Source organism: Salinivibrio sp. IB872, assembly GCF_001995345.1.
Lineage (GTDB): Bacteria > Pseudomonadota > Gammaproteobacteria > Enterobacterales > Vibrionaceae > Salinivibrio > Salinivibrio proteolyticus.
The window spans coordinates 1-12,386 of the sequence record NZ_MUFO01000023.1 but is presented as its reverse complement, the minus strand read 5'-3'; the positions used below and the strand labels follow the sequence as shown (position 1 = coordinate 12,386).

Here is a 12,386-nt window from a genome sequence, read left to right as displayed (position 1 = left end):
CACTCTTGATGTCGGTGACAGGCCTAAAGGCCGTAAACGTGAAAAAGGCGACCGCGTGGTCGCCTTTTTATTATTGCTTGACGCGGCCTAACTTACGAGCGGGAATGAAGGCCTTTTTTCTCCAGCGATTTATAAATCAAGGTTTGCTGGATAAGCGTCACGATGTTCGATACCAACCAGTATAGAACCAGACCGGATGGGAAGAACAAGAAGAAGAAGGTAAAGACCACAGGCATAAAGGTCATGATCTTCTGCTGCATAGGATCAGTGACTGTGGTTGGGCTCATCTTCTGGATTAGGAACATAGAGGCGCCCATCAGAATTGGCAACACGTAGTAAGGGTCTTGTGCCGACAAGTCTTGAATCCAGCCAAAGAAAGGCGCATGGCGCAGTTCAACTGACTCCATCAGTGCCCAATAAAGCGCAATGAAAATAGGCATTTGCAGTACCAGCGGTAAACAGCCACCCAAGGGGTTCACTTTTTCACGCTTGTAAAGCTCCATCATTTCTTGGCTCATGCGCTGACGATCGTCACCGATACGCTCTTTCATTTCTTGCAGCTTAGGCTGCAGCATGCGCATTTTCGCCATCGAGGTGTACTGCGCTTTGGTCAGTGGGTACATGGCACCACGGACAATGAAAGTCAGCATGATAATTGCGATACCCCAGTTGCTGACGAAGGTTTGAATCGTCGAGAGCAACCAGTGTAGTGGCTTAGCGATAAACCACAGCCAGCCATAGTCGACTACCAAGTCTAGGCTTGGCGCCACCGCGGCCATTTGCTCTTGCAGTTTCGGACCAACCCACAAGGTTGCGGTGAGCGTTTTACTGGTGCCTGCTGCAATGGTATCGCTGGTTTTGGTTTGGATATAACCATACTTGGCGGTAGTACGGGTGCTCAGCACATTATTGTCTGCACGTGGGATCCACGCGGTAGCAAAGTAGTGCTGGATCATCGCTGCCCAACCTTGGTTAAACGTCACATTCAAGTTTTTGCTTTGCATGTCATCAAAGCTGTATTTTTCGTAACGTTTATCGTCGGTAGAGTACGCGCCACCACGGTAGGTTGGCATGGTTAAGCTACCGCCGTCGTCCAGCAGGTTTTGTTTTAGCTGGGTGTACATGGTGACACTGGCGTTGGCATCGGTTTGGTTATCGATGGTGTGCTCCACATCCACCGCATAGCTGCCACGCTTAAACACAAAGGTTTTGGTGTACGTGATCCCGTCTTTTTCAACCGTCATCGGCACACGCAGGGTGTCTTGGTCGTCAGAGAGGGTAAAGGTGTTTTGCGCCACCTGATACTGGGCACGGCCTTGCGCGGTATCAATACCATTGGCACCAATTAAACCGCTTTGCGCCACAAAGGTGTGATCGGGCTTGGTGTGCAGCAGCGTGAAGGCATTGTCAGAGTTGAGCTCAGCATCGTACTGAGGCAGCTCGGCGTGCACAACATCACCGCCTTGTGTATCCACTTTAAGTGTTAATACATCGGTTTTGATGGTGACGAGCTTGTCAGAGACAGGCTGTGCATCGAGAGACGTGGTATCGCCATTGTCGCTGCTAGGCACGTCACTGTGAGTGGTTTGCTGCTGCTCAACGCCCTGTCCCTGCGGCTGCGGGGATTCTGGTTTGTTCCATTCCATGTACAGCATGAAAGAAACGAACAATAGGGCAATCAACAGGATATTACGTTGGGAATCCATTGTTAATTGTCTCTGTTATGGTGGTCGCAAGGCGGCACGGGATCGTAACCGCCATCATTCAAAGGGTGGCATTTTAATAGACGTTTGCCTGCCAACCAACACCCTTTTATCACACCATGGGATTGAATCGCCATGATGGCATAGTGGGAACAGGTTGGTGTAAACCGGCATCGTGGCCCAATCAATGGGCTGATCACCAGTTGATATCCCCGAATCAGCGCGATGAGCGCTTTTTGCGCGGCGGTCGCGACAAACGTTGCCATAACTTGTCCAATTCGTCTCGCAGCGCTTGATTGCTTAGGTCGTTGGCACTTTTTTTCGCGATCACCACAAAATCTTTCGCCGGTAGTTGATGCTGACGTAAACGAAAGCTCTCGCGAACCACACGTTTAAAGCGGTTGCGATCAACGGCAAGTTTGATTTGCTTTTTCGGAACAGCTTGACCGAGACGTGGGTGGTCGAGCGAGTTAGATCGGGCGAGTATGGTTAAGTGCGGCGAACCTGCGCGATGCGGTTGCTGGAAGACGGCACTGAAATGTTCGGGAGTTAGCAGACGTAACTCCCGAGGATAAGCGAGCTTATTCACAAATCACTGCGGATTATTTAGAAAGCTGCTTGCGGCCTTTCGCACGGCGAGCGGCAATGACCTTACGGCCGTTCTTAGTCGCCATGCGCGCACGGAAACCGTGAGTGCGCTTACGCTTTAGAACTGAAGGTTGAAAAGTGCGTTTCATGGTTTCTACCTTTATTACTGATCAGTGTTAGGTTTGTTAACCCGACGTGGGAGGTTAGCAACAGGCAATACCTTAGCCAATGTCTCCGACGCCTCTCAACAAAGAGGGCGGATTGTAGCCATTGACTAACGATTAGTCAATCACTAAACCGATGCCACTCCGGGCCGGGAATTATAAGCGCTCAGTCAGAGATCGCAAGGATCCTTCGTTTACGATCGCCAGTTAAGACGCGATCCCGACTTGATTCAAAAACTTATGCAAGCGTGGATCGGCGCAGTGATTAAACAGCCAATCCGGTGTGCCTTGGGCTATGATGTGGCCGTCGTTCATAAACACCACGCGGTCAGCAACATCGCGAGCAAACTGCATCTCGTGAGTGACCACCAGCATGGTTTGGTGGCGTGTGGCGAGCTTTTTCATCAACGCCAATACTTCGCCAACCCACTCTGGGTCTAATGCAGAGGTAGGCTCATCGAAAAGCAGTAATTCGGCCTCAAGTGCCATCGCTCGGCCAATGCCAACCCGTTGTTGCTGTCCACCCGATAAGGAAGCGGGGTAATGGTCTCCTTTATCACCCAAGCCTATGTCGTCGAGAATTTGTTGCGCGCGCTGACGTGCTGCCTCTTTAGACCAGCCTTTTACCGTTCTCAGCCCTTCGGCGATATTGTCTCGTGCCGTGAGGTGAGCAAATAAGGCATAATTTTGAAACACAAAGCCTGTCTGGCGCCGCAACGCCAAAATCGCCTGTTTACGGGTGCTTGCATCGCCACTATCAACACGCTGATCGCCGATACTGATCACCCCTTGCTCCGCGCGTTCTAGGAAGTTAATACAACGCAATAGGGTAGATTTTCCCGTACCGCTCGGACCAATAATACACACGATTTCGCCACGCTCGATGGACAAATCGATGCCATCAAGTACCGCGACGCCTTGGTAGACTTTTTTAAGCTTTTCTATCTTAATCATCGTTGGTACGCCTTATTAAGATGGCTTTCTGCCCAAAGTTGCACTCGGGTCAAAGCGACCACGACCGCCCAGTAGATCAGTGCGACCGCCAAATAGGCTTCGAAGAATTTAAAGCTCGACGATGCTTCCATCTGCGCCTTCGCCATGATTTCTGCCACCCCGAGCGTGAAGGCGAGTGATGTGGCTTTGATCATATCGATGAAGTAATTCATCAGAGAGGGAAGTGCGATCCGTGCTGCCTGTGGTAACACAATGCGCTGCATGGCTTGGCGAGTCGTCATGCCAATGGCCAGACTGGCTTCCATTTGGCTGCGATCCACGCTGGTAATGGCGGCACGAATTGACTCGGCCATATAAGCAGAAAAGTGTAAGCTGATCCCGATTACCGCGGCTGTGAAAGCATCCATTCCGACTAACGCGGGGATGACCTGAGGCAGACCGTAATACAGTAAAAATAGCTGAACCAGAAGTGGTGTACCGCGAAAGAAACTAATAAACAGTTGCGCGAGGCCATTGAAAACCGGTAGGCGAAACACGCGGATCAGTGCAATCGTCACTGCCAAAATCAGTGCAAACACTAATCCCCACACCGCCATCTCTAACGTGATCCCCAGATACTTCAGCAGTAACGGGAACAGAGAGGCCATATAGTCAAAATCAAACGCCATGTCTGTCCTTTAGATACACAGACCCGCCAAAGCGGGCCTATTTATGTGAGTAAATACTTACTTTTTAGTAACGTCGCCGCCAAACCACTTAACAGAAATCTGTGCCAAGGTACCATCTTCTCGCATGGCTGAGAGGGCGGTGTTCACTTCATCACGTAGGCGCTGACCGCGTGCTGAGTCGACAAATGGCCAAGCATTGGCAATGGTTTCAAACGGTTGTCCGGCCAGTTGAAGTGGCAAGCCCGATTCTTTAATCAGCTGCATGGCTGACAGGCGATCCATCACAAACGCATCGGCCCGACCGAGGGCGACATCGTGTTCAATCCCGGTCTCGTAGGTTTTAATGTCGATATCCTCGGCTGCCGAGTGTTCGCGCAACAATTGCTCGAAGTTCGAGCCAAGGTTTACTGCAACGGTTTTGCCTTTCAAATCAGCCACGGACTGAATCGTGTCATTGCCTTTACGAACCGTGATCTGTGCGCCGTCGACCACATACGGGTCGGTGAACAAATAGGTTGTCTGACGCTCGTCGGTGATGGTGATTTGGTTAGAAATGGTGTCGATGCGCCCGGTTTGTAACAGACCAAACAGGCCAGAGAAGTTAGCGGTCACATACTCGACTTGGTAGTCATTGCGGCGGCTAATCTCATCCCAAAGGTCAACTTCAAACCCTTGCAGCTGGTCTTGCTTCACAAAGGTGAAAGGGAAATAGCGCCCAGACATCCCCACTTTCACGGTTTCTTTGGCGAACGCGGGCACTGAAATCACCATGCTCACACTTAGCAAGGTGCTCAAGATCCATTTACTCATGACAATAATCCGTAATGACAACTTCAATAATAGGACGCGTATCATAGAAGTGAACGATCACTGGCGAGAAATACCGTCTGGTTATGAGCCATAACTTTATTCTCCGCGCGCGTCTCATTAAGGAGATGTGTGCAATCTTGTGAGTAAAAAGCGGGTACCTTGTGGCGATCCATGGTATATCTGTGGGATCTATGTGAATAACTCCGATCTTATTCACTGGTTTCGGGATCTTGTGGGTGGCGATCTTCGCCTGACAGGAGTACCATTGTGACCTTTTCTTTTTCGGTATAACTGCGTGGAGTCAAACGTGTCATCATCGCTTTGGTTGCAGTGTCTTGAGCGCCTTCAGGAAGACCTACCTGCAACAGAATTCAGTATGTGGGTGCGGCCGTTACAAGCCGAGCTCAATGACAATACGTTGACCCTGTTCGCCCCAAACCGCTTTGTGCTTGATTGGGTGCGAGACAAATACTTGCATCAAATTAACCAGCTGTTGAACGAGTTTTGTGGCGTCGACGTGCCCATGCTGCGGTTTGAAGTGGGCAGCAAACCTGTGTCTGCAGCGCCCGCGGCGGCGCCAGCCGGACCGGCAGCGGCGCCCGCACCACAGCAAGCCCAGCCGGCTCCGAGCCGAGGTCGAGTGTGGGAACCGGCGCCGTCACCCGTTCAGTCGGATGTCAATCATCGCTCTAACGTGAACCCCAAGCACAAGTTCAATAACTTTGTTGAGGGTAAGTCTAACCAGTTAGCGTTAGCGGCGGCGCGTCAGGTGTCGGATAACCCAGGGGCGGCCTATAATCCGCTTTTTCTTTATGGCGGCACGGGCTTAGGTAAAACTCACTTGTTGCATGCGGTGGGTAATGCGATTTCCGATCGTAAAGCGGATGCGCGCGTGGTGTACATGCACTCAGAGCGTTTCGTGCAAGACATGGTGAAGGCGCTACAAAATAATGCGATTGAAGAATTTAAGCGTTATTACCGCAGTGTCGATGCACTGTTGATCGATGACATTCAATTTTTTGCCAACAAGGAACGCTCGCAAGAAGAATTCTTCCATACCTTTAATGCGTTGCTTGAGGGTAACCAGCAGATCATTCTTACCTCTGACCGCTATCCTAAAGAGATCAACGGGGTTGAGGATCGCTTAAAGTCGCGATTCGGATGGGGCCTGACAGTCGCCATTGAGCCGCCAGAGCTGGAAACGCGAGTGGCGATTTTGATGAAAAAAGCCGAAGATCATGCGATTCGTTTACCGGATGAGGTGGCGTTCTTTATCGCCAAGCGCTTACGCTCCAACGTCCGAGAGCTTGAAGGGGCCCTCAACCGCGTGATTGCCAACGCGAACTTTACCGGGCGTGCGATCACCATCGATTTTGTCCGAGAAGCGTTGCGAGATCTGCTCGCCTTGCAAGAAAAACTGGTCACCATTGATAATATTCAGAAAACAGTCGCTGAGTATTATAAAATCAAGATGGCGGATTTATTGTCGAAGCGTCGTTCACGGTCGGTCGCGCGCCCTCGTCAAATGGCGATGGCCTTGTCCAAAGAGCTAACCAACCACAGTTTGCCAGAAATTGGTGATGCCTTTGGTGGCCGTGACCATACCACCGTGCTGCATGCGTGTCGTAAAATCGAGCAGCTCCGTGAAGAAAGCCACGACATTAAAGAAGATTACTCTAACCTGATTCGAACATTGTCCTCTTAATTATGAAATTTACTCTTACGCGAGAGCAGCTGCTACAGCCGCTGCAACAAGTATCAGGCGCACTGGGTGGGCGAAGCACGCTGCCTATTCTCAGTAACTTACTCATCCAAGTGGCTGATCAGGCATTGACGTTGACAGCAACGGACATGGAAGTGGAGCTGAATGCCACCGCGCCGTTGGAAGGCGATCACCTCGACGGTGCGATTACAGTGCCTTCGCGCAAGTTTATGGACATCATTAAAGGGTTACACAGTGAAGCCCAAATTACGGTTGCGCAAGAAGGCGATCGTGTGGTGGTACGCGCGGGACGTAGCCGCTTTACGCTGTCGACATTGCCGGCTAATGATTATCCCAACATCGAGCAGTGGCAGGCAGATGTAAGTTTGCAGCTGCCACAAGATAAGTTGCGTCACCTAATTGACGCGACCCAGTTTTCGATGGCAAACCAAGACGTACGCTATTACCTCAACGGACTGTTGTTTGAAACAGAGGGGCAGACATTACGTACGGTCGGAACCGACGGGCACCGGATGGCGGTTTGTCAGCTCTCGACGGATGATACCTTACCCGCGCAGCAGGTGATTGTGCCGCGTAAAGGGGTGAGTGAGCTTGCGCGCTTGTTGGATGACAGTGAGCACCTCGTTAATATCCAAATCGGCGCATCGAACATTCGAGCGGTGGTTGGCAATGTCACCTTCACCTCGAAGTTGGTGGATGGCCGTTTCCCAGACTATCGTCGCGTGCTGCCGCAATCCACCTCTCGCACACTTGAGGTCGACTGTGCGGAGCTCAAGCAAGCGCTGTCGTTAGCTGCGGTGCTGTCTAACGAGAAATTTCGTGGCGTTCGGATGAATATTGAAGGCAGCGAGTTACGTATTTCCGCCAATAACCCTGAGCAGGAAGAAGCCGAAGAATTTCTCGACGTCACCTTTCAAGGCGAGCCGATCGAAATTGGCTTTAACGTCAGCTACGTGTTGGATGTACTCAACACCTTACGTTGTGACAAAGTGCGCTTTTCGATGACAGATGCGGTGGGCAGTACCCTGATTGAAGACTGTGCCCGTGATGACGCCATGTATGTTGTGATGCCAATCCGCCTCTAGGTTATGGCGCTTACTCGATTGGTCGTTCACGACTTTAGAAATATTGAAGCCTGCGATATCGAACTGTCGTCAGGCTTTAACTTTTTAATTGGCCCCAACGGTAGCGGTAAAACCAGTGTGCTTGAGGCCATCCACTTTCTTGGCCACGGACGCTCATTCCGCAGCGCGCTGAATAGCCGAGTGATCCGTCATCAGCAGCCCAGTTTAACCGTGCATGGACGGGTTAAAACCCAAGATGCGATCTTGCTTCCTGTCGGCATTCAAAAGCGCCGCGATGGCAGTGCGGATGTTAAAATAGGTCAAGAGAAAGGGCAGAAGCTGGTGGCCTTAGCGAAAGTGTTGCCTTTACAGCTGATCACCCCTGAAGGATTTGAGCTGCTGACGGATGGTCCCAAATTTCGCCGTGCGTTTATCGATTGGGGTGTGTTTCATTCTCAAGCTGGCTTTTTCGAAGCCTGGACGCGGGTCAAACGACTCACCAAACAACGCAACGCGGCGCTAAAAACGGCGCGGCGCTACCGAGACATCCGGATGTGGGATGCGGAATTGGCGGTGTTGGCTGAGCAAATAAGCCAGTGGCGAGCCGATTATGTGGATGCGGTGGCTGAGCGCGCTGCCGCACTATGCGAGGCTTTTTTACCCGAGTTTTCGATACAATTTAGTTTCTCTCGAGGGTGGGAGAAAGACACGGATTACCAAACCTTGTTGGCAGCCAATTTTGAGCGCGACCAACAAATGGGATACACCGTCTCCGGACCGCACAAGGCGGATTTGCGCATCAAGGTGCAAGGGACGCCAGTGGATGATGTGTTGTCCCGAGGTCAGTTAAAATTAATGGTTTGTGCGCTACGACTTGCACAAGGCCAGCTCTATAGTGAACAACAGGGAATTGCCTGTATTTACTTGATTGATGATTTTGCATCGGAGCTTGATAGTCGCCGCCGAGCCCTATTGGCAAGCGAACTCAAGCGCACCGGCGCACAGGTTTTTGTCAGCGCCATTAGTGCCGATCAAGTCGCGGAAATGTGCGACGAAAATAGTAAGATGTTTCATGTGGAACATGGCAAAATAAACGCAGGATAAATAAGCGAGAGTAACTCAATGTCCAACGAATACGATTCATCGAGTATCAAGGTACTGAAGGGCTTGGACGCCGTCCGCAAGCGTCCGGGAATGTATATCGGCGACACAGACGACGGTACCGGCCTCCACCACATGGTGTTCGAAGTGGTCGATAACTCGATCGATGAAGCACTAGCCGGACATTGTAACGATATCGTGGCGACCATCCACGAAGACGGCTCTGTCTCGGTGAAAGATGATGGTCGTGGTATTCCTGTTGATATCCACGAAGAAGAAGGGGTCTCCGCCGCTGAAGTTATCATGACGGTATTGCATGCCGGCGGTAAGTTTGACGACAACTCCTACAAAGTTTCCGGTGGTTTGCACGGCGTGGGTGTGTCCGTGGTGAACGCACTCTCTGAGAAGCTAGAGTTGACCATTTGGCGTGATGGCCATATTCACCAGCTCAACTTTTCCCACGGTGAGCCACAAGGCCCATTGGCGGTGATTGGTGATACCGAACAAACCGGTACCCGTATCCGTTTTTGGCCCAGTGAAGAAACTTTCTCTGACATCCATTTCAACTATGACATCTTAGCCAAGCGTCTACGTGAGCTGTCGTTCCTGAACTCAGGCGTATCGATCAAGCTGGTGGATGAGCGCGAAGAAGATAAAGCGGATCACTTCAAATACGAAGGGGGCATCCGCGCCTTTGTTGAACACCTCAACAATAAGAAAACCGCGATTCACCCGTCGGTATTCCATTTTGAACACACGCGTGAAGATGGTGTGAGCGTTGAAGTGGCGATGCAATGGAATGACGGCTACCAAGAAAACATCTATTGCTTTACCAACAATATTCCACAGCGCGATGGTGGTACCCATCTTGCCGGATTCCGCGCCGCGCTGACGCGTACGCTGAACAGCTTTATGGATAAAGAAGGCTACTCGAAGAAAGCTAAGGCGGCGACCTCGGGCGATGATGCTCGTGAGGGTTTGACCGCTGTGGTGTCGGTGAAAGTGCCTGATCCTAAGTTCTCAAGCCAAACCAAAGATAAGCTGGTGTCGTCAGAAGTGAAGTCTGCCGTTGAGTCGGCCATGGGTGAACACCTGTCTGACTTTTTGATTGAACATCCAGCGGACGCCAAAGTGGTGTGCACCAAGATTATCGATGCGGCGCGCGCGCGTGATGCGGCACGTAAAGCACGAGAGATGACTCGCCGTAAAGGTGCGTTAGATTTAGCGGGTCTTCCCGGCAAGCTAGCTGACTGCCAAGAAAAAGATCCAGCACTGTCAGAACTCTACATTGTGGAGGGTGACTCGGCAGGTGGCTCGGCCAAACAAGGGCGTAACCGTAAGAACCAAGCGATTTTGCCGCTCAAAGGTAAGATCCTTAACGTGGAAAAAGCCCGTTTTGACAAAATGCTCTCGTCGCAAGAAGTCGCGACCCTAATCACTGCGATGGGGTGTGGTATCGGTCGAGAAGAGTATGATCCGGACAAGCTACGTTATCACAGCATCATCATCATGACCGATGCGGATGTCGACGGCTCGCACATCCGTACCTTGTTGTTGACCTTCTTCTATCGCCAAATGCCAGAGCTGATTGAGCGTGGTTATATCTACATTGCTCAACCTCCTTTGTACAAAGTGAAGAAAGGAAAACAAGAGCAATACATCAAAGATGACGAAGCAATGGAGCAATACCAAGTCGCGTTGGCGTTGGAAAATGCTTCCTTGTTTGTGAATCCAGAAGCACCGGCGATGCACGGTGAATCACTCGAGAAGTTGGTCAAAGAATACAATGGTGTGATCAAGCTGATTAAGCGCATGAACCGCCGTTATCCGGCTTCGCTACTCAATGAATTGTTGTACCAGCCTCGCTTGTCGGTCGACGACTTGCGTGATGAGTGGGCGGCGAAGAAGTGGGTTGAAAACATCGTTGCGATTCTAAACCGTAAGTCAACGGGTGAAAGTCAATACAAAGCATCTTGCCGCTTAGACGAAGAGCATCAAGTGTGGGTGCCGGAGCTGGTGGTAAGGACGCACGGTGTTGATCACAAGTATCTGGTGAGTTACGACTTCTTAAACTCGAAAGAGTATGGACGTATTGCCAGCTTGTCTGAAACGCTTAATGAGCTGCTAGATGAAGGCGCTTATGTGCAGCGAGGCGAGCGTAAACAAGAAGTGGAAAGCTTCGAGCAAGCGCTGAACTGGCTGATTAAAGAGTCGACGCGTGGTGTATCGCGTCAGCGTTACAAAGGTCTAGGTGAAATGAACCCAGAACAGCTTTGGGAAACCACCATGGATCCTGAAGGTCGCCGTATGATGCAGGTGACCATTCAAGATGCGGTCGCTGCAGACGAGCTGTTTACCACCTTGATGGGTGATCAAGTTGAGCCACGCCGTGCCTTTATCGAAAATAACGCACTCAAAGTGGAAAATCTTGACGTTTAAACGGTAAATCAATGGTTTAACCACTATTAAGGCCAGCTTTGCTGGCCTTTTTATTTTTATGCGAGGCAGCACACAATAAGATACTGTTTTTATATGGCTCTTCATCGTTCATGGTGGAAAGTCATATCAAGCCCCCCAAAATAGAACAGTATCGCTGTCTTGAACCGTTGTTTGTTTCTAAAGCCTTTRGCTCTAAGCTTCATRTATTGGATTTTGGCATTTATAGCCTCCGCCAAGCCATTCGATGCCTTAAGCCGCATTGCATTAAGGATTGCTGGTAAGTGCTTTTTCACTGTCGCTGCTGCTGTCATCAATGGTTTAATTCCACTTGCTTTAACTAAAGCAAGCCACTCTAGCCATTGATTCCTTGCGCTTCTGATCGAACTTCCGTACCAGATTATTCTTGCTTGCTCTTTGAGCAACCAGCTAAGGCTTGTATCTATCATGAGTTTGGCCAATCTGTTTATACGCTCTCTCAGGCGACCGGTGAGGTTTCTATTTCTTTTGAGCCAGCCATAACGCGTTCTGTAGCACTCTCGTTTAAGGTATGGCGGTAGACGGTTAACCTCTTGCTTGCGAACATCGTCAACAGCTTTGGTGAGCACTTTTGCTACGTGGAAATGATCAACTGCAATCAGSCGTTTAGATCGTGAGCCAAAGAAGGACTCGGTTGCATTCATAAAAGCTTGGCTCATATCCATCGAGACTGAGYGGACCTGTTGTTTAGMGATGTTAGGCAGCACTCGATAGCAGTTTGCTAAGCTTTGTTCACTTTTACCGTCGGCAACAGCGAGAACTTGGCCCGTTCGGCTCGACATCACAGTGACATAATCATGCCCTCGGCAAAAGGCAGTTTCGTCTACCAACAGATCTTCTACCTTATTTAAATTTCTCCGGGCGAGCCCTCGTGAAACAGCCYTTTTCATTATCCGATCAATGGCTCCCCAACTCAGTCGAAAGGCTTTAGATACAGAGTGAAGAGAAGTGAACTGAAGTGTTTCAATAATCTTTGTCTCGAAGAGTTCGGTATAGCGACTACYAGGAGATGCCCAAGGAACAGAAATGGTCTGAACCCCGTGCTTTGGACAGTCAGCACGTGGAACTTGGGCCTCAAGATATGTTTCGTATTGGCATGTATCCAAATGACGCCATATCCGCTTTCGAGAGTCATG

The 12,386-nt window shown here is 50.4% G+C and carries 11 protein-coding genes and 1 pseudogene; 4 read left to right on the top strand and 8 right to left on the bottom strand.

What is annotated here, in order from left to right; genetic code table 11:
- Window positions 1–92: 92 nt before the first annotated feature.
- From yidC to BZJ18_RS10665, 7 genes and pseudogenes are all read right to left on the bottom strand, one after another.
- The gene (yidC, locus tag BZJ18_RS10695; protein ID WP_077456638.1) at window positions 93–1,706 is read right to left on the bottom strand and encodes a membrane protein insertase YidC; all 1,614 of its coding nucleotides are present in this window, start codon (window positions 1,704–1,706) and stop codon (window positions 93–95) included.
- A gap of 2 nt (window positions 1,707–1,708) precedes the next feature.
- Complete coding sequence (gene yidD / locus BZJ18_RS10690; protein ID WP_077456636.1) at window positions 1,709–1,969, bottom strand: membrane protein insertion efficiency factor YidD; 261 nt, start codon at window positions 1,967–1,969, stop codon at window positions 1,709–1,711.
- Window positions 1,921–2,292 carry a ribonuclease P protein component gene (rnpA, locus tag BZJ18_RS10685; RefSeq protein ID WP_069590733.1) on the bottom strand — a complete coding sequence of 124 codons (372 nt, stop codon included), beginning with the start codon at window positions 2,290–2,292 and terminating at the stop codon, window positions 1,921–1,923. The genes yidD and rnpA overlap by 49 nt, the downstream gene beginning before the upstream one ends.
- 13 nt (window positions 2,293–2,305) lie before the next feature.
- The gene (rpmH, locus tag BZJ18_RS10680) at window positions 2,306–2,440 is read right to left on the bottom strand and encodes a 50S ribosomal protein L34 (protein WP_025672864.1); all 135 of its coding nucleotides are present in this window, start codon (window positions 2,438–2,440) and stop codon (window positions 2,306–2,308) included.
- 222 nt (window positions 2,441–2,662) lie between these two features.
- Complete coding sequence (locus tag BZJ18_RS10675) at window positions 2,663–3,409, bottom strand: amino acid ABC transporter ATP-binding protein (RefSeq protein WP_069590735.1); 747 nt, start codon at window positions 3,407–3,409, stop codon at window positions 2,663–2,665.
- Window positions 3,406–4,077 carry an amino acid ABC transporter permease gene (locus BZJ18_RS10670; RefSeq protein ID WP_069590737.1) on the bottom strand — a complete coding sequence of 224 codons (672 nt, stop codon included), beginning with the start codon at window positions 4,075–4,077 and terminating at the stop codon, window positions 3,406–3,408. The genes BZJ18_RS10675 and BZJ18_RS10670 overlap by 4 nt, the downstream gene beginning before the upstream one ends.
- A 57-nt stretch (window positions 4,078–4,134) precedes the next feature.
- Window positions 4,135–4,824 (bottom strand): annotated as a pseudogene (locus BZJ18_RS10665) (amino acid ABC transporter substrate-binding protein); the annotation flags it as partial.
- Window positions 4,825–5,194: 370 nt separating this feature from the next.
- Between BZJ18_RS10665 and dnaA the strand changes: the two are divergent.
- From dnaA to gyrB, 4 genes are read left to right on the top strand one after another with little or no spacing between them, the layout of a single operon-like run.
- Window positions 5,195–6,592: a chromosomal replication initiator protein DnaA gene (gene dnaA, locus BZJ18_RS10660; RefSeq protein ID WP_069590741.1), complete on the top strand. Its 1,398-nt coding sequence runs from the start codon at window positions 5,195–5,197 to the stop codon at window positions 6,590–6,592.
- A 2-nt stretch (window positions 6,593–6,594) separates the two neighbouring features.
- Window positions 6,595–7,695, top strand: a complete 1,101-nt coding sequence (gene dnaN / locus BZJ18_RS10655; RefSeq protein ID WP_077456632.1) for a DNA polymerase III subunit beta — start codon at window positions 6,595–6,597, stop codon at window positions 7,693–7,695.
- 3 nt (window positions 7,696–7,698) lie between these two features.
- Window positions 7,699–8,778: a DNA replication/repair protein RecF gene (gene recF / locus BZJ18_RS10650; protein WP_077456630.1), complete on the top strand. Its 1,080-nt coding sequence runs from the start codon at window positions 7,699–7,701 to the stop codon at window positions 8,776–8,778.
- Between the two features lie 18 nt (window positions 8,779–8,796).
- Window positions 8,797–11,214, top strand: coding sequence for a DNA topoisomerase (ATP-hydrolyzing) subunit B (gyrB, locus tag BZJ18_RS10645; RefSeq protein ID WP_077456628.1), 2,418 nt, complete (start codon window positions 8,797–8,799; stop codon window positions 11,212–11,214).
- A 101-nt stretch (window positions 11,215–11,315) separates the two neighbouring features.
- On the opposite strand, the gene BZJ18_RS10640 is transcribed toward gyrB, so the two are convergent.
- Window positions 11,316–12,386, bottom strand: a 1,071-nt coding sequence (locus tag BZJ18_RS10640; protein ID WP_077456626.1) for an ISL3 family transposase, incomplete at its 5' end; no start/stop codon positions are given.